Source organism: Chitinispirillales bacterium ANBcel5 (assembly GCA_029688955.1).
Lineage (GTDB): Bacteria > Fibrobacterota > Chitinivibrionia > Chitinivibrionales > Chitinispirillaceae > Cellulosispirillum > Cellulosispirillum alkaliphilum.
In genome coordinates, this window is sequence record JARUKZ010000037.1 from 1 (window position 1) to 17,797 (window position 17,797).

A 17,797-nucleotide genomic window follows, 5' to 3' on the forward strand; every position below is an offset into this window, starting at 1 on the left:
GCATGTTCCTCATAAAACAGAGCATGTTCCTCATAAAACAGAGCATGTTCCTCATAAAACAGGGCATGTTCCTCATAAAACAGGGCATGTTCTTCATAAAACAGGGCATGATGCGCAAACAGTGCTTACTGAAACCATGTAAGCCGTTGTTTATGCAGTACTTAAAGAAAGCGTAGGAAAGTTACAGGGAGAAGGATATTCACCGTAGAGTTTTCACAGGAATTTTTAGGTAAGATTCTTACAACATAGAGTGATGCTTGAGCTTTTTGTTAAACAAACCTCAATACTATAAAATGCAAGTATTTGTCTGATTTTAGATTATTAATGAAAGGTAGAGTCATTTGCAGGAGATTAGATCCCACAGGAAACCAACCCCTGCACGCTTACACGTGGCAAGCAAGCTTCATGGCGCCCCCGTGAGGAACCTCTCACTTGCCACCAAACCTGGCTGGGGGGTGGCCACCTTCGCCTCGGGCGACCCATATAAGAATTTTGAGTGTGAGAATTTGGAATGTGGAATTAAAGAAATGAATGGATATCACTTTTCCTATTCTCTGTTAAAGCCCCCAAAACTAACCCCGGGGACCCAGTAGATTTTACCCGGAGCTCGGAGGTAAACTAATCGATCCTTTTAATTTTTGCCCCAAGAGCGTTAAGACGTGTATCGATCTGCTGATACCCCCGGTCGATCTGTTCGATGTTGTGGATAAGGCTCTTACCATCAGCTGCCATTGCCGCAATAAGCAGTGCCATGCCAGCCCGGATATCGGGAGAAGAAAACGTGGCACCGTAAAGCTGGGTTTTTCCCACAATCACCGCCCGGTGAGGATCGCAAAGCACAATCGATGCGCCCATGCTGATAAGTTTATCCACAAAAAAGAGCCTGGATTCAAACATCTTTTCATGAATCAGGCACGTCCCTTCAGACTGAATCGCGGTAACCAAAAGAATAGACATAAGATCAGAGGGAAAGCCCGGCCAGGGGCTGTCTTCAATATGCGGTATGGCGCCGCCCAGATCTTTTCTAATCGTAAGGTGTTGGTTTTGTGGCACATGAAGAGACTTTTTTTTCCTGTCCATAATTACATTGACCCCGATTCTTTCGAACTGAAACAGAACCATACGCATCACGGAAGGATCGATATCGGTGATAGTAAGACTCGAACCGGTTGCAGCAGCTAAACCGATAAAGGACCCCGCTTCGATATAATCGGCGCCAGTGCGGTGCTTTGATGAGCAAAAGGAGGTAACTCCATGAACCGTAAGGATATTGGAGCCCACTCCCTCGATTTGTACTCCCATACTTTGCAGAAATTTGCACAGTCCCTGAACGTGGGGCTCTGATGCTGCGTTGGCGATAACGGTTGTTCCCTTCGCCCCCGCCGCTGCGATCAGTGCGTTTTCTGTTGCAGTAACCGAAGCTTCATCGAGGTAGATATCTGCACCTTTAAGCCCCCCTTCCGGTGCTTCCAATATAAAAGTGGTCTCCCGGGTGATGTCCGATGAGAGGGTGTGCTGAACTTCAAGGCGCGCCCCAAGTGCTTTAAATACAAGAAAATGCGTGTCCAGGCGCCGTCTACCGATAAGGTCACCGCCAGGTTCGGTTATAACCGCGCGGCCGGTTCGCACCAAAAGGGAAGAGGCAAAAAGAACTGATGCCCGAATAGCGGTTGAAAGATCCACAGGAAGATTGGAATCCTTTAAAGTAGCGGCTTTTATAGTTACTTTGTTGTTTTCAAGCGTACCAACCTGAGCTCCCAGTACCGAGGCGATCTTGAGCATCTTTCTGACATCACCAATCTCAGGAACGTTTTCAAGCTCCACCTCTTCGCTGCAAAGAAGCGCTGCCGCAATGAGCGGTAATGCCTCGTTTTTATTACCAGTTACACTGATACTTCCCGACAGTTTTGCTTTACCCTCAACCAGAAAAGAACTCATTTAAAAAAAACTCCTCTTGAGTATGAATGTTTCGGCGTTAGTGTTTCAAAAATAGCTTATAATTGGGTCAGGACTCAATTATAAAACTTGGGTGAAAAAAAATAACCATCTCAGGTACTTGAATTGCTTTTCTTAAACAGATAGGTAGTAATCACTGGTAAAGATTTTTCAAGGGAGAACAGAAGCATGAAAAGAATACTTTTATCCTTGATCTTTATACTGGCGGTAAGTCTTTCGATCAAGGCTCAGCAACCAACCTACGAAATCGGTGTAATTCTTGGGCAACCAACGGGTTTGAGCGGTAAATACTGGGCAGGGGAACGAACCGCCTTTGATGCGGGGGCATCCTGGTCGTTCTCGGATGCAAGCTTTGAATTGTATGCAGATATCCTCTACCACTACTCCTTTATCGATATGGATGAAGGGGTTATCCCACTCTATGTGGGTGCAGGGGCGGTAACGTTTTTACGGGATGATTTTGCTATAGGGGCACGTTTCCCGTTTGGACTGTCCTATCTCTTTGATGATATTCCAGTTAGCCTGTTTGCTGAAATTGCGCCCATAGTGGAGATTATCCCTGAAACCGGATTCACCTTAAATGGTGGAGTCGGAGCACGGTTTACCTTCTAAGGCGCTGTAAAAACGGAAAATACCAAGACGGTTATCAGCTATGATGATAACCGTCACAACTGACTTAAATTGTTTTTGAGCTGCTGTGCCGATTTTTCGGAAAACCCTTCAACTTTGGCTATTTCAGCTACTTCCGCTTCCTTTATTCTTTTTACAGAGCCAAAGTGCTTGAGAAGCAGGGTCGCCTTTTTCTTACCTATAGCGGGCAGATTTTCCAGTGATGAAGAGAAGAACTGTTTTCCTCTGATTTTTCTGTGATAGGTGATAGCATAGCGATGCACTTCATCTCGTATGCGCTGCACCAGTTTTCTTGCCGGATGGGTGGGTGGTAATCTGATCTCCCCTTCAATGCACGGCGAAAAAAGTATCTCTTCCTGTTTGGCCAAAGATGCTATAAGTGGTGGATTATCAAAGTCTTTCAGGGCTTGCATAGCAGAATGAAGCTGTCCCTTTCCGCCATCGATTAAAAGCAGGTCAGGAAATGCCTTACCCTCCTCCTTTAATCTCTTAAGGCGTCGGCCTACCACTTCCATCATCATGGCAAAATCATTCTGCCCTTCAACAGTTTTAATTTTGTAGCGCCTGTAGCCCGATTTGTTTGGCATTCCATCCTTAAACTGGACCATTCCGGCGACGGTAAACGACTCGCCAAGGTTCGATATATCAAAGGCTTCTATGGTTTCTGGCAAATAGGGCAGAGCAAGAACCTTTTGAAGATCTTTAATGTCTTCCATAGCACTTGGCGGGGTTTTTTGAGCCAGATACAACTTGGCGTTTCTCTCTGCCATTGCAATGAGCTGTTTTTTTACACCTCGTTGCGGGGCAATGACTTCTGTTTTGGTATCACCCTGCTCATCGAACCAGCGTTGGAGAATAGCGGGGCTGAAACTTTCGTCGGGGGGGATCAGGACCTCTTTGGGGATCTGCTGGCCTTCCATGGTATAAAACTGAAGGATGGTGTAGTCATGGTTGGCTTCAGAGAAATCCCACACTGTTTTTTTAAACAGAAAGTGGCGGTTTGCCATAAGCAGTCCACCCCGAAAATTCAGAACAGCAAGGCACATCACCCTGTCACCATGGGCGATACCGAACACATCGCAGTCTGTATCCGAGAGTTTAAGATCGACCTGCTGAAGCCGTGACGCATCCTTTATGAGCTGAATCTGATCACGGAACCCGGCAGCTTTTTCAAACTCAAGGTGTTCAGATGCTTTAGCCATCTTCTCTTCAAGCTCCCTGATCAGATCGCTGCGGCGTCCTTTAAGGAACCGGATCAAATCATTTATAGCTTCCCTGTACTCTACCCGAGAAATTTTTTCTCCACATGGGCCCGAGCATCGTTTCATTGAATAATTTATACATGGGCGTACTGGTTTTTGCAGAGGCAGGGATTTATTACAGTTTCTGATTCTGAAGATTTTTCTGGCATAATCGGCCGTTCTTCTCATAGCGCGCACATCGGTATAGGGGCCAAAATACACTGAGCCATCCCGTACAACTTTCCTTACGATGAGCAGGCGTGGAAAGGGCTCATAGGTGGTCACTTTCAGGTAGGGGAAGTGTTTATCATCCCTTAGATCCACGTTGTAGCGTGGTTTTACCTTTCGTATCAGGTTAGCTTCAAGGATAAGGGCTTCTGTTTCATTGTTTGTGGCTATCCAGTCTATGTGATGAAGCTTTTGAAGCATCACGGGGATATGGGCCCGCTCTTCATGAGCATCAAAAAAGTAGGATCGCACGCGGCTTTTAAGATTTACCGCCTTTCCTATATAAATAGGAGCATCCGATTCATCCTTCATCAGGTAAACGCCCGGATTTTCAGGAAAACGGCTTATCTGCTCTAACAGTGAGTGTAATCTTTTTTCGTTCATAGTCTTAAATTACGGATAAAGTGTTGAAAAACTTCAACTTAAATCACTTTCTACATGCACCTGTACAAAAAAATCAAAACTGAGAAAAGAAAGAAAAATATATAGAAGTACCCTTTGGTGCCCAAAAAGAGATCAGTTTGGAAGGGGTAAATGGTAATCTGTTGGGGATGTTGTTTTCCGGAGAGATGGGTAGAAATCATAGGTGTGCCGCTTAAAAGGAGTCAGCGGTCTTATGCTTGGGTTACATCAGTGATTAAAAAGAGACTGTTCGGTGGCATTAAAACTCAAACCCCACCCCTGTTTCAATCCACCACTGATCACCCAGGCCTTCATCGCGCAGATTCGTCAGGGCAATTGATTGGTTTAAGTTGGTGAGAAACAGTATATTATCGGTGATTAAGAGCTCAGCTATAGCCCCAAACTGAAAATGATTAAGGGCCGGAGTGCGAGGCTCTGACATATAGCCTAAATCCAGTGATATCAAGCTGTAAGGGGTAATATTGAGACGTACCTCAGCAAAACTTAACGGAATCTCCGCACCGGTTTCTATGTAGCCGCCCTGTTCTTCTATAAAGTCATAGAGCGCGATCAGAAACAAGTTTATGGCGGGAATAGGCTGGTGTGCCATTTCCGCAAACAGTTCGGCTGTAGCAGGACCACCGGGAGAGGGCTGTGTGCTTATTTCTACCCCCAGCACAAATTCAATTGGTCGCAGCTCAAATTCATAGAAGGCGAAAAAGTTGAGTTCATTGTACCGCTCCTGTAATCCTTTGCCCCACCATACTCCTGCACCAAAGTCTCGTATGCTCAACTGAAGTTCAGAGGCCAGAAGAGAAGAGCCGGGCAGGTTGTTAACACCTTCTGAAACATAGCGAGAATGCCAGAGGAGCTGACCGGACACTGCAAAGTTTTGGTTTTTGGATGGATTTAGCCTGAAAACTCTTCGGTAACCGGGTTCTTGCCCCTGAGCGGATAGTATTCCTAAAAAAACGACTCCCAACAAGAGATAGCTGTTTATGGTTTTCATGCTGATTAAAAAACGGTTAAGTGTGTACACTATAAACCTTTATACAGGTATATGCCTTATTTTGAACTACACGATATTCCCGTGCATAGGGCATGCCAGCGCGGCAAAACAGAATGGATTGTGGAAAAAACCATTCTACTTGTCTTTCCTACCTATGGTCATCGCCAGTCCTAATGGCAGGGCTTTTCCGGCCTAACTTAAACTGGCTGTTAGAACCATACTTCCGCAATTTTTTGGGTAAGGATATGGTTCAAATTAGATTGTAAATAGCTGAATTATATGTCACACTTGAACTATTTTGGATGTATTATCAATAAATTTAGTCAAAGGAAACCCACGGCTTTTTCTGATCGAAAAATTGTATCGATAATTGGAAAAGCCCTCTCTGTTCAAGGAAAACTACCGTGTCTAAAGAGAAAACAGTTTTGAAAAGAAAACACAAGACCCCCTTTTTCTGGATAGATCTGTCGATGGTTATTATGCTAATTGCAGGGTTATCCTTTTCTGCTTTGATAGGTATAACAGAGGTTAAGCAGTTACGAGAGGATCTGAAGTACCATTCCCAGGTAATTGCCAGGAGTTTAAATGTAGAGCACGTGTCCGCTCTTACAGGTCAAAGAGCGGATAGTTCGGATGCATACTATCCCAGACTAAAAGCCCAGTTTCAGCGATTAAATAAAATGTATCCCCAAGGCAGCACGGTTTTTTTAGTGGGCCGAAATAAAAAAACGGAGCCCCATTTCTTACTGCACTCCAGTTCAGAGCTTGAGGGGTGGATAACAGAAGATAAGCTTTATCCTGATATCAGCGCTCATTTGAGTGAAGCCATTGATGCCGAAAAGAGATTTATCAGTTACTCCGGTATGATCTATACTTTTTCACCGGTAAAAGAGGGTTATGAAAACAATCCGGTTGCGTATTTAGGAATTGGCATAGAAGTAAATGAGTGCAGATTCATGGCTGCAAAAGCAGTCAAGGTACCGTTAATAACCACAGTTATTTTCCTTTTGGTACTGCTGGCGTTTAAAATCCTTCTTAACAGCAGGTTTATCAAAAAGGTAACTATCCGAAAAGAGACCTTTATTACAGGTGTATGTGCGCTAAGTCTAACACTTATGGTTTCCTGGAAAGTTCATATCATAGAACTAAATACCCTAAAGAGTAATCTTTCGATGCTGGCTGATACAGAGAACGCAAATATTATACGGGCATTGGAGAGTTTACGTGATGAAGAGCTTGGGGGGCTGACAAATTTAATAAGGTCCAATCAACACATTCAAAAAGAAGATTTTTCTCTCTATACAAAACACCTTGTTGGTATTGACCACGTTCATGGCTGGGCCTGGATAGAGGCTGTTAAAAAGGCTGAAGAGAGCGGCTTTGAGCAGTTAACCGGCATAGAAATTTGGAAAGAAAACAATGACCCAATAAAGGACACAGAGTTTTATCACTATTACTATCCTGTCGTTCACAGGGAACCTTCTGAAAAAAACGATATACTGTTAGGGTTTGATCATAGTTCGGAAAAAAACAGAAAAAAGGGAATAAAAACAGCCTATACTACTGACCTTGTCTCTGCGAGTGATCCCGTAGTACTCATAACGGGTGAGGATAGTACAAAGGGCATTATTCTCTACAGAGCAGTAAGGGATATAAACAATCCTTTGAAACTCCGGGGCTTTGCTACAGCTGTAATTGAACCGCAAAAACTGCTCAGAAACACAGTAGGATCAGGATTAAGAGGGGATAGTTCTGTAATCGATGTAAGACTATGGCAGGTAGATTCCACAACGCCAGATCTCCTTGCGTATTCGTCGAAGCGCCTGGTAAGCCAGCCGTTTAGCAGTGGCAGTGACATATTCAGGCGAAACTTTTCGGCGGTGCGGCCAGTGTTACTATTTGGAAAGGTGTTCGCGGTGGAAGTCTTGCCCGGGCTTAGTTTCAGTAAAATGTATCCTGCCAGATCCGGGTGGTTAGTTGGGTTATTAATGTCACTGATATCGCTAAGTGTTATTGCCCTGGTAAATACAACAGCAAACAAACGTGATAAACTAAAACGGCAGGTTGATAGAAGAACCGTTGCTCTTAAAAAAAGTGAAGCAAAACTCAATGCAACCTTACTCTCTATTGGAGAGGGGGTAATTACTACAGATATCTTTGGCAAGATAACAATGATAAATAGTGTGGCCGAAACGCTAAGCGGATGGACATTTAAGGAAGCGTATGAAAAACCCATAGAAACTGTTTTAAGTTATGACGGTCTAAACTCTACTGTCTTAAGCAGCAGTCCAGTAAGCATGGTCTTATCAAACGGCAAAGTATACGAACCGAAAAAATGCTTACTGCTCAAGTCAAAGGATGGAAAGGAACGTCTGACAGAGCTGATTGGGGCTCCAATTAAAGAAGAGGAGGGGGTGACAGGAGTAGTGCTTGTGTTTCGTGATGTTACCGAGAAAGAAAAGCTTATCGAAGCAACCCAGTTAAACCAGCGCCTTCAGTCGTTATCTGTTCTCGCGGGAGGAATAGCACATGATTTTAATAATATGCTTACAGGAATATATGGTTATATTGATCTGGCCAGTGAAAGTGAAAAGGAACAGGCAGGCAGCTATTTAAAAACTGCCCTTGATACCATAACCAAAGCGCGCGGACTTAGTAATCAACTTCTTACATTTGCTAAAGGAGGCGCTCCGGTAAAAACCTCTGCCAGGCTTAGCACAGTAATCAGTGAATGCATAAACTTTGTTCTAAGCGGATCGAAGGTGGTTTGCAAGTACACCTATTCTGAAGATCTCTACGCCTGCTTTATGGATAAATCTCAAATCGCGCAGGTTATTGATAATATTCTTATCAATGCACTGCAGGCTATGCCCGAAGGCGGAGAGATTGAAATAACCGCCAAAAACCATATCTTAAACGAAAAGCAACATCCGTATTTGAAGGGTGGCAGATATGTTTTACTCTCCATAAAGGACCATGGTATCGGAATCGAACCGGAGAAACTGAACAGAATCTATGACCCCTTTTTCAGTGATAAACCCAAAGGTCATGGGTTAGGACTTTCTACCTGTTACTCAATTATCAGCAGACATGAAGGGGCGATGGATGTGGAATCAAAACCCAATGAGGGTACTACTTTTCATATCATACTACCCGCATCAGAAAATCAGGAGCACAAAGAGGCAAAAAAAGATTCTGCCAGGCACAAGGGAAAAGGTCTGATACTGATAATGGATGATGAGGAGATTTTACGAAAAAGTATCAGTGCTATGGTTGAGGCCATAGGGTATCGTACTATCTGTGCAAAGGACGGGAAAGAGGCTGTCGAGCTCTTTATGAAAGCAAAAGTTGAAGAAATCCCGTTCACAGCAGCCATTCTCGATTTAACCATACCAGGAGCAATGGGCGGAAAAGAGGCAATAAAAAAGATCCGTGAAGAAGACAAAGAGGTGCCCGCTTTTGTTTTCAGTGGATATGCAGACGATCCCGTGATGGCAGACCCAAATGCTTATGGTTTTACCGCAAGTATTCCCAAGCCATTTAGGATATCGGAACTTTCTGAGGTGTTTAACAGGTATTTGAGAAAATGTTGGAAAGCAGGCTAATCGACGTTGATAGTTAATGTTGTTTTTCTGCCCCAAGTCCAAGGGATCATGCTGCACTTTCCTTGTAAATCTGATCTTTGGAACTCTTTGTTTTAGTCTCCATCTAACAAGGGAGTTTTAGGTCTATCCTCTTATACCAATTTTTTTCCCCTATAATCGCTGCTATCATCTTGCAGTTTCAGGCTCCAAAATCGACGGCAAACATACATTCACTAACAATTTGCTTGTAAGATTTATCTGCTGCTCAGGGGTATCATTTGGGTAACCTCTCATAGATCTATTCATTAATTCAACACTTTTAAGGAATAATCATCAGTTATGTTTTTTAGGAGCTTAGATTAAAGCTTATATTACACTTGTAAGTAAAATTAATGATGGGAGGATACATGGGGTTCGACTCAAGGGCTAAAGTTACGGATAAATTGCTGTTTGTGATTATGGTTTTGTTTCTTAGCGTACACAGTGCACCTCCGCCAACCCTTGAAGGGTGGGAGCTTGTATTTGAGGATACCTTTGAGGGCAATTCACTTGATCTTAGTAAATGGAATCCTACCTATAACTGGGGCAACATGCATAATCACCGCGCCTACTGCGATGCGGAAAACGTGATAGTCGAAGATGGTACACTCAGGATAAAGGGTGAAGCGCGGAGGCATCCTGATGCCCCCGAAACTCACACTCACGGCGGTGAGACCTTTACAATGAATTACACTTCAGGGGCAATCGATACAAGAAATAAGTTTTCCTTTAAGTACGGGTACCTCGAGGGACGTTTTAAAGCCCCGCCCCAAAGAGGTACATGGCCTGCCTTTTGGACCCTTCAGGATGGATGGCCACCAGAGATCGATATACTTGAGATCCCTCATGACAGAAGGGATCATCACTACTATCTCCATTACACCGACCTTGACTACTTTGAGGAGCATAATCGTCACCACTGGGACCATGAACGCTCTTTTGGAGGAGTTCACCGTGGCCCGGATAAATCCGCGGACTTTTACAACTACGGTGTAGAGTGGGATGAACACAACATGAATTTCTATTTTGATGATCAGATGATAGCGTCATTTCACAGACCCCGGGAGATCTCTCAATTGGAAGAACAGTATATACTTATCAACCTTGCCATCGGTGGCTGGGCCGGCAATGAAATCGAAGTTACTGAAGATAACCCGGCCTGGTTTGAAAGTGAATGGATACGAGTATGGCAGAGAAAAGAGGCACTGCCCACGACAATCAGGCTCTACTCTCTGGCAGAGGGTGGCTGTATGGTTCCCGATGATAACAGACTCGTTGTGGGGGACTGCACCGATTCATCAGCATTCATTGAGATGCAATCCCTCGGGGGGAACTCTTATCGTCTTATTTTCGGAGACCAGGTGCTCGACATACCAGGCGAGTCGACAAGCGCAGGTGCAGAGGCCGGGCTCTGGGGATGGAATGGTGGTGAACATCAGAGGGCACTGCTTGAACCCCAGCCAGACTTCACCGGCACGGTTGTGCGTATCAGGATGCAGCACAGTAATCACTACCTGCGAGTTGATGGTGATGGCAGGGTGATTCAGGACTGGAACAGCTCATGGGAGTGGAATCAGAACTGGAGAGTTGTAACAAGTGATGAAGAACTGAGTACTTCAGTAGCACAGAAACCCCTGCAGTCTAAATCTATTGGAACCACACCCGCTATCATTCAGCGCAACAATATTCTCGAAATTGTCCCCGGTAGTGAGTCTGCTGCGGATGATATCTCAGTAAGCATAAATGATTTAAAGGGAAGACAGGTTATGGAATACAAGGTAAGAGGCAGAACCACTCTTGATCTCAGCAGTTTGCCCCGGGGTAGTTATATTGCTAGTTTAAGAACAGCGAGGGGTGTTGAGAGGAGGAGGTTTGTGCTTGAGAGATAGAGGTGGGATAGAAGGGAAGTGGGGAAAACTTGTTGCGTATGTAACTTTTCCGGATGCTAAACACGTGAAAAGGGTTACTACCACAAGCCCTGGCAAAGTGCGGAGTAGAGCATTTTTAGCATTTTGATCTACCACAAGAAGGTTGGTTCCTGAGCTGCAGAAAAAATCTCCTATCAGATCATTTCCAACCTTTTCAGCTATCATCCCTGTTAAAAACATCAGTATCCCGTTTTTCCAAAAAGGATTGTAAAAACGGGTCGATAAAGAGCGTTTTACCATGCAGAGAGAGACATGCTTTAACTAAAGATATAGGAGTTAATGGTTGGCTGATATTTGCCATACTGTTGTGCAACGTATCGGTTCCCTTTATTCCATCATAAAAAGCAGCGCCGGACTGTTTTGCACTCAGCAATTTCATTAAAAAGGGAATTTTTACTTTTGGTTTAAAAACAATCGTTGCCTTTTTCGTCCGTATAAGCTCCTTTGCGTAATCAATGGCATCGTATAACCCACCTAAGTCATCAACTAAATCCATTTCATCTGCATCTTTTCCAAGAAAAACCTGCCCCTCCCCAAGCTCATCAACTCGTTTTATAGACAGGTTTCTGGCCTTAGCTACACGTTCAATAAATTCTTCATAGAGATGTCCGGTTATGTGATCAATGTTGTTATACTCTGTTTCGCTAAGTGGACGAAGAGCAGAAGCAAAGTCGGCCAAATCACCACTCTTTACACTGTCTGCTGTGATACCATGTTTACGAAGCACTTCAGCAAAATTAAAATAGAGTGAAAGAACCCCAATAGAACCGGTAACTGTTGATGGAAGAGCAAAAAGCCGACGTCCTGTTGTGGATATCCAGTACCCGCCACTTCCCGCAACCGGTCCCATAGAGATAACTACAGGTTTTTTATCATTCAGGGCTATAAGTTCCCTAAGGATGTTTTCACTTGCAATTGCAGAACCACCACCACTATTAATTCTGAACACCACAGCCTTAATTTTGCGATTCTTTCCAAGTGCTCTTATTGAACTGATCATCGATTTATCACCAATAGCTTGTCCAAAGAGCGGATGTCGACGGTTTTCACCATCAATAATCATTCCTTCAAACACAAGAACGGCAATTTTTGCACCTGACCCAAACTGCCCTTTGTATTTTTTTATAGCAACCTTCTTGATTTTTTCCTTTTGCCACTCATTGCTAAGATCGTCAACAGTACGTAGCTGATCAACTAACCCCTGCTTTACGGCTTCTGAAGCAGTGAACACTTTTTCCCCGGATAGCATCTCATCGAGCAAACTTTGGGTGTAAGCGGATTCAGAAGATCCGGTTACCGTATCACGCATTATTTCTACAACGCCATCAGCCAAGGTTTGATACTGTTTTCTTGCGTACTGGTCATACTCGTCACATCGTACTGTATCTGCTGCGCTCTTATACTTACCACGTCGTATTACTTCTACATCAATGGAGTGCTTATCAAGCAGTTTTTTGAAAAAGAGAGAAGTAAATCCTATTCCAAAAAAAGAAACCTGGCCGAGAGGATGGATAATGCGTTGGGTAGCGATTGAGCCAAGAACACAGTCTACCATTTCATATTCCGGTGCGTAGTAGAAAAGTTCCTTACCGGCATCTTTAAGTCGTTTGAGCCCTAAATAAATCTCTTCCACTCCACCAAACGCAGGTACCGCAAACCCTTCTCTTCTATGGATAAGAACCTTCTTTATTGAACGATTCTTAATGGTTAACTCAATTAATTCAAAAAATCTGTCTAAACGAAAACGTTTGGTAGCGGAAAGATCGATTCCCTTAACCTGTGGGCCGATCTCTGAGTATTGTCCCTTTAATTCAATTGTAATTGTTTTCATTTTAGAGTACCCATTGTTTGTGTTTGTCTTTAGCAAAGATTGAATTCGAAAGTTAAGTAATAATAAATAACGAGGACAAGCCCTTGAATCAATATAATATAAGCAGCCTGAAGATAAGATCTTTTTATGTACAGGAATGAGTGTGGACCCAAAGGCAGTTTGCGTGCATTAAACGCCAGGGTACTGGTGAGAGTTATGGAGAATCAGGAAAGTGGCAGGATTGTTTTTAGAGTGAATGTGCTGGTGGTATGGGGGAAGATTTTTTTGTGAAGGGAGGGGTTGCCCCGGAGGTGAAAATGACTATCCCGATTCATTTCAGGGGGAGATAGTCAAGGCAACATTTGCTGAAATATACTGTTTTCTGTAGCCCATGTAATTTTTCTATTGGTCCGGTTTGGTTCTATAGGGGTGGGTGAAGGTGGTAACAGAGTTCCCCGGAGGTGACTTTGGGCTACTTTTTTTAGGTAGTGTTTTTAGTTATTGGGGAAAAGAGGTTTCCAGATAGTTCTCCCCGGAGATGATTTTTGGTACCCACATCTAACAAATTCACCTCCGGGGTCAGGAGAATATGAAACGATTAGTTACCTCCCTGATCTGCTTACAGGGTAATTGATTTGGTATTTTTGGGCACAAATCGATTACGAAGAGAGTTGAGTGGTTTTATAGATGAACTTCAAGCTGAAGTTTTTATAGTCTGTAGAAAGAATGAGGTTTGAGATTAAAAAGTTATAGACTTCCGTTTCTAATCAACTATTGTATTCATTAAACTACAAGCAATCCAACATGGTGCCGGTGATGCTCTGTGTTTATGGAAGAAAATGAAGGTTAGAAATCTTTGCTTTCCCGAGCCCCGGAGATGATTTTTGCTCTAAAATTCATCTCCGGGGCAAATAGAACAAAACCATTTTTCTTTATTACAAGGTTAAAACCTCTACACAACATAGTGAAAGAAGGCGAGGTGTTGAAATCACAAAAACAGGCTCGATATAATAAGATTTGCAACCAGGATCAGCACACTTGATGCAACAACGGCGTTTCGCGTTGCCCGACCGATATTTTGGGCCCCACCCTTCACAGAGAAACCGAAAAAACATCCTATAAGGGCATTTATAGTGGTAAAGGTAATTACTTTTACAAAGCCGGTTGAGATAGTCTGCACAGAGAAACCATTCCTCATACCATTATAAAAAGCAATGGGAGCGAGTCCGTAGAGCACAGTTGAGAGTATCTGTGCTGCAATTACGGCTAAAACTGAGCTAAAAACATAAAAGGTCGGTGCCATAATGAAACATGCAATTATCCTGGGCTGAATAACATACCTATAAGGGTCCAGTGAGAGGCATACCATAGCATCAAGTTGCTCTGATACCTTCATTGAACCAAGCTGAGCTGCGATTCTTGCAGCAACTCTGGCAGAAAGAATCAATCCTACAAGAGCCGGGCCTATTTCAATAAAGATGGTAGTCCCTACCATTCTGCCCATAAGAATAGGGGTGGCATGAAATCTGGCGGTTATTTCAGAATAGGTCAGCGTAGCGATAAAGCCCGAAAACACACTTACCAGTAGTATCAAAGGAAACGAGCAGACCCCCAATTCAAACATTTGGTCTCTTATTTTACCAAAATGTGGTCTTCGGCACAAACTTTTAAGCAAAAAAGTGAAAATGCGACCCAAAAAGAGTATAGATTCCCGGAAATTTTTACCGGTTACTTCAGCAAGCCTGTCTAAATATTTTATCAATTCCTCAATCCTTACTCTATCGGTATAGTACTATTTTAAAGAAAAATATCATTTGGCACCCTTACTATTTTATTCTGAATTTTGAGATACTGCAACGAACTTTGGAAACAATCATCTATGTGCATTGTAATTACAGGTAGTATTTTACAGTCAAACCGAAATAAAGAAAGGTAAACGATGTACGAAATAACTACAGAAAGCCATTTTTCTGCAGCTCACAGGCTAAGAGATTATAGCGGACCGTGCGAAAACATCCATGGTCACAATTGGTTGGTCAGGGCTACATATCGTTGCTCTGAGCTGCAAAAAAACGGTATTGGAATCGATTTTAAGATTCTTAAGGGAAAATTGAAGGATATCTTAGAAGAGTTTGATCACAAAGACCTTAATTTAGTTTTAGGTGGTGAAGACGGACTTAATCCCTCCTCTGAAAACCTTGCCCGGTATATTTTTGAAAAACTGGAAAAGGCACTGGTCGATCACAGTGGCTCTGTGGCCAGAGTTGAGGTTCACGAGACACCAGGAAACCTTGCAGCTTACTTCAAATGATTGAAATATCAGAAATATTTAAAAGCATACAGGGGGAGTCTACCTTTGCTGGCAAATTGTGCTCCTTTGTACGTTTGAAGGGTTGTAATCTTTCCTGCACCTGGTGTGACACATCATATACCCAGACTGAAATGGGTCAGAGAAAAAGCGTAGATTCAATTATTAAGGAACTGGGGAAGCATCAAGTATCGCTGGTAGAAATCACAGGCGGTGAACCTCTATTGCAAAACCAAACCCCCGAACTTTGTGAAAAGCTGCTAAACCAAGGATACACAGTACTTCTTGAGACGAACGGGAGTAGGGATATAGGAGTACTTCCTTCAGGAGTAAGAAGGATTGTGGATATAAAATGTCCCGGAAGTGGGATGGCTTCACGTTTTTTGAAAAGCAACATAGACCTTCTGGTGGACTCTGATGAGTGCAAGTTTGTGATATCAGATCTGAATGATGCCCGCTGGGCTTTTGAATTTATCAGAAAATATGATCTGATATCCCGATGCCCTGTTAACATTTCCCCTGTAGGGGCAAAGGGAAACTTAAGGGAACTTGCAGAATTCATAATTGAGAGAAATGAAGATGTAAGACTAAACATTCAGTTGCATAAAATTATTTGGGGTGACAGGAGGGGTGTTTGAAAAAAAAGGCAGTTCTTTTACTCAGTGGAGGTTTAGATAGTGCTACCTGTGCAATTGTTGCTAAAGATCAACACTATGACCTTTTTGCCTTAAGCTTTGCTTACGGGCAGCGCCATAGTGTCGAGTTAGATGCAGCTAAAAAAATTGCGGATTTTGTAGCTGTTGCTCAGCATCACATTGTTACTATAGATCTGGCTTCATTTGGAGGTAGCGCTCTAACGACAGATAAAGAAGTACCAAAAAATCGTTCCAATGATGAAAACATCCCTGCGACTTACGTACCAGCCCGAAACACCATATTTCTCTCATTTGCTCTTGGTTGGGCAGAGGTGCTTAATTGCCGGGATATCTTTATTGGGGTAAATGCGGTTGATTATTCCGGATATCCGGATTGCAGACCAGAATTCATTGATGCGTATCAAAAAATGGCTAATCTGGCAACAAAAGCTGCTATTGAGGGTCAGAAAGTAACGATCCATACCCCACTAATAGACTTAAAAAAATCAGAAATAATAAAAAGAGGTATAAACCTTGGCATGGATTACTCCCTGACACATAGCTGCTATGATCCTGATGAAAATGGTTTAGCCTGTGGTGAGTGTGATAGTTGCAGAATTCGCAGGGATGGTTTTGAGAAAGCTGGTATTGGCGACCCTACTAAGTATAAAAACAGATAGTGGCCCCCGGAGATGACTTATATACACTTGAAATTATCTTTAAAGTCAAACTAATTACACGAAAATACCTCCTGAAACTAGTTAGTTTAAATTTTTAGAAAAAGAGAGCATTTGGAAAGAAGGTGGGAAAGATTAAAAGAGAGAACGACTTCTTTTTTGCATGATATGAAATGCTCCGCAGTATAACACTAGAGCGACTGCCGCCAACATGGCTAATGTATTTAATTAAACAAACGATTGAAGTTTAGACTTCAAATATAAAATTAAGGATAATTAGACCCTTTGCTTTTAAGTAACCCCCGTTAATGCAGAAAAGATTTTGCTAACCCACATCCTCTTGAAACCATTCTGGATACAGCAGAATCAGTTACCTTAAGATATTCGGCCAAATCAGCCAACGAATAATCAAGGTGTGCAACTCCTATAGAAGCAAACAATGTTCGTAAATACGATTTCATGCTTTTATTTCCACGCTTAAAAAGGTCATTCATATTCATGTTAAGAAAGTGGCTAATTTCCTGGTGAAGTACATTTAAAGGGATTGTAAGAATTTTGTTCAAGTTTTTTATTTCACGCCTATGATTATCTTTTAAAATGATAGATGAGGTAAAACAAGCTTCTCCTATAATACCTATCTCTTTGCTTAAGAAATGCTGCCCGATACGATTGGCTTTCCTGAGGCGATCAATAATGTTATTATAATGGATACAATGAGTAAGATCAGCCTTTATATAATTCTGGTACAAAAATATTTGATTACAGTTACCAAAAAGGTTTAAAATGCCTTTTATATCTTGAAATTTATTTAAACACCTTTTTATAACAGCAGAGTGCCCACTCTCTTCACACCTATCTAACTCGCTTATACTGCAAAATCCGTTACGGACCGGATTAAGATGTACATGGCGAATTACTTCTTTTAAAGCTACTTTGTCATCAATTATTGCAGATGAGATTCTTTTTGCAAAAACGCGACCTTTTCTTTTGAGTTTTTTATTTAAGTATTTGGCGTAAACTGAATTGAGGGTTCGCATAAACCCGGAAATAGGTACATCGCTTGTTTTAATAATTAGATGATAGTGGTCATCAGAAAACGACCAACTAAGGCATTTATAACCACATGCTTTCAGCAAACGGGTTAATTCTTTTTGAAAAAACAACTTAGATTCTTTATCGGGGAACAATCTTACCCCACTAATAACATCGGATCGGACCTGATAATGAACTTGCGAGACTATGATTCTTGGTTTAGTACTCACAAATATTTATCCTTTTTTACAAGAAGGTTAGGGAGTGGAGTTTAAGGATGCATAAAGTTTTAGCAAATAGTGTTCCCTCTGTATCCCC

At 42.5% G+C, this 17,797-nt stretch carries 12 protein-coding genes; 6 read left to right on the forward strand and 6 right to left on the reverse strand.

Going from position 1 to position 17,797, the window contains the following annotated elements:
- Positions 1-618: 618 nt before the first annotated feature.
- Complete coding sequence (murA, locus tag QA601_15435; protein MDG5816489.1) at positions 619-1,938, reverse strand: UDP-N-acetylglucosamine 1-carboxyvinyltransferase; 1,320 nt, start codon at positions 1,936-1,938, stop codon at positions 619-621.
- A gap of 186 nt (positions 1,939-2,124) precedes the next feature.
- On the opposite strand from murA, the gene QA601_15440 reads away from it, so the two are divergent.
- Entirely contained in the window at positions 2,125-2,568 is a 444-nt protein-coding gene (locus QA601_15440; protein ID MDG5816490.1) for a hypothetical protein, read from the forward strand.
- A gap of 53 nt (positions 2,569-2,621) precedes the next feature.
- Here the strand turns inward: QA601_15440 and uvrC are convergent, their stop codons facing one another.
- Both uvrC and QA601_15450 read right to left on the reverse strand, forming a co-directional pair.
- Positions 2,622-4,439 carry an excinuclease ABC subunit UvrC gene (uvrC, locus tag QA601_15445; GenBank protein MDG5816491.1) on the reverse strand — a complete coding sequence of 606 codons (1,818 nt, stop codon included), beginning with the start codon at positions 4,437-4,439 and terminating at the stop codon, positions 2,622-2,624.
- 277 nt (positions 4,440-4,716) lie between these two features.
- Positions 4,717-5,496 carry a hypothetical protein gene (locus tag QA601_15450; GenBank protein ID MDG5816492.1) on the reverse strand — a complete coding sequence of 260 codons (780 nt, stop codon included), beginning with the start codon at positions 5,494-5,496 and terminating at the stop codon, positions 4,717-4,719.
- A 374-nt stretch (positions 5,497-5,870) separates the two neighbouring features.
- Between QA601_15450 and QA601_15455 the strand changes: the two genes are divergently transcribed.
- The gene (locus QA601_15455; GenBank protein MDG5816493.1) at positions 5,871-9,071 is read left to right on the forward strand and encodes an ATP-binding protein; all 3,201 of its coding nucleotides are present in this window, start codon (positions 5,871-5,873) and stop codon (positions 9,069-9,071) included.
- A gap of 386 nt (positions 9,072-9,457) precedes the next feature.
- On the forward strand, positions 9,458-10,978 hold the full coding sequence (locus QA601_15460) for a family 16 glycosylhydrolase (GenBank protein ID MDG5816494.1): 1,521 nt from the start codon (positions 9,458-9,460) through the stop codon (positions 10,976-10,978).
- A gap of 193 nt (positions 10,979-11,171) precedes the next feature.
- On the opposite strand, the gene sppA is transcribed toward QA601_15460, so the two are convergent.
- Both sppA and QA601_15470 read right to left on the reverse strand, forming a co-directional pair.
- The gene (gene sppA, locus QA601_15465) at positions 11,172-12,848 is read right to left on the reverse strand and encodes a signal peptide peptidase SppA (GenBank protein ID MDG5816495.1); all 1,677 of its coding nucleotides are present in this window, start codon (positions 12,846-12,848) and stop codon (positions 11,172-11,174) included.
- Positions 12,849-13,815: 967 nt separating this feature from the next.
- Positions 13,816-14,589: an ABC transporter permease gene (locus QA601_15470; protein MDG5816496.1), complete on the reverse strand. Its 774-nt coding sequence runs from the start codon at positions 14,587-14,589 to the stop codon at positions 13,816-13,818.
- Positions 14,590-14,766: 177 nt separating this feature from the next.
- Between QA601_15470 and QA601_15475 the strand changes: the two genes are divergently transcribed.
- The 3 genes from QA601_15475 to queC are packed head-to-tail and all read left to right on the forward strand — an operon-like array spanning position 14,767 to position 16,450.
- Positions 14,767-15,138 carry a 6-carboxytetrahydropterin synthase gene (locus tag QA601_15475; protein MDG5816497.1) on the forward strand — a complete coding sequence of 124 codons (372 nt, stop codon included), beginning with the start codon at positions 14,767-14,769 and terminating at the stop codon, positions 15,136-15,138.
- Entirely contained in the window at positions 15,135-15,773 is a 639-nt protein-coding gene (locus QA601_15480; GenBank protein MDG5816498.1) for a radical SAM protein, read from the forward strand. Before QA601_15475 ends, QA601_15480 begins: the two co-directional genes overlap by 4 nt.
- Positions 15,770-16,450 (forward strand): 7-cyano-7-deazaguanine synthase QueC, encoded by a 681-nt coding sequence (queC, locus tag QA601_15485; protein MDG5816499.1) that lies wholly within the window; start codon positions 15,770-15,772, stop codon positions 16,448-16,450. Before QA601_15480 ends, queC begins: the two co-directional genes overlap by 4 nt.
- A gap of 302 nt (positions 16,451-16,752) precedes the next feature.
- Here queC and QA601_15490 read toward each other — a convergent pair whose 3' ends face one another.
- Positions 16,753-17,709, reverse strand: a complete 957-nt coding sequence (locus QA601_15490) for a transposase (GenBank protein MDG5816500.1) — start codon at positions 17,707-17,709, stop codon at positions 16,753-16,755.
- Between the last annotated feature and the right edge of the window lie 88 nt (positions 17,710-17,797).

Bases quoted from the DNA above. Each gene is read 5' to 3' on its own strand.
- sppA (MDG5816495.1), bottom strand. From the start codon at position 12,848: ATGAAAACAATTACAATTGAATTAAAGGGACAATACTCAGAGATCGGC.
- murA (MDG5816489.1), bottom strand. From the start codon at position 1,938: ATGAGTTCTTTTCTGGTTGAGGGTAAAGCAAAACTGTCGGGAAGTATC.
- QA601_15440 (MDG5816490.1), top strand. From the start codon at position 2,125: ATGAAAAGAATACTTTTATCCTTGATCTTTATACTGGCGGTAAGTCTT.
- QA601_15460 (MDG5816494.1), top strand. From the start codon at position 9,458: ATGGGGTTCGACTCAAGGGCTAAAGTTACGGATAAATTGCTGTTTGTG.
- uvrC (MDG5816491.1), bottom strand. From the start codon at position 4,439: ATGAACGAAAAAAGATTACACTCACTGTTAGAGCAGATAAGCCGTTTT.
- QA601_15480 (MDG5816498.1), top strand. From the start codon at position 15,135: ATGATTGAAATATCAGAAATATTTAAAAGCATACAGGGGGAGTCTACC.
- QA601_15475 (MDG5816497.1), top strand. From the start codon at position 14,767: ATGTACGAAATAACTACAGAAAGCCATTTTTCTGCAGCTCACAGGCTA.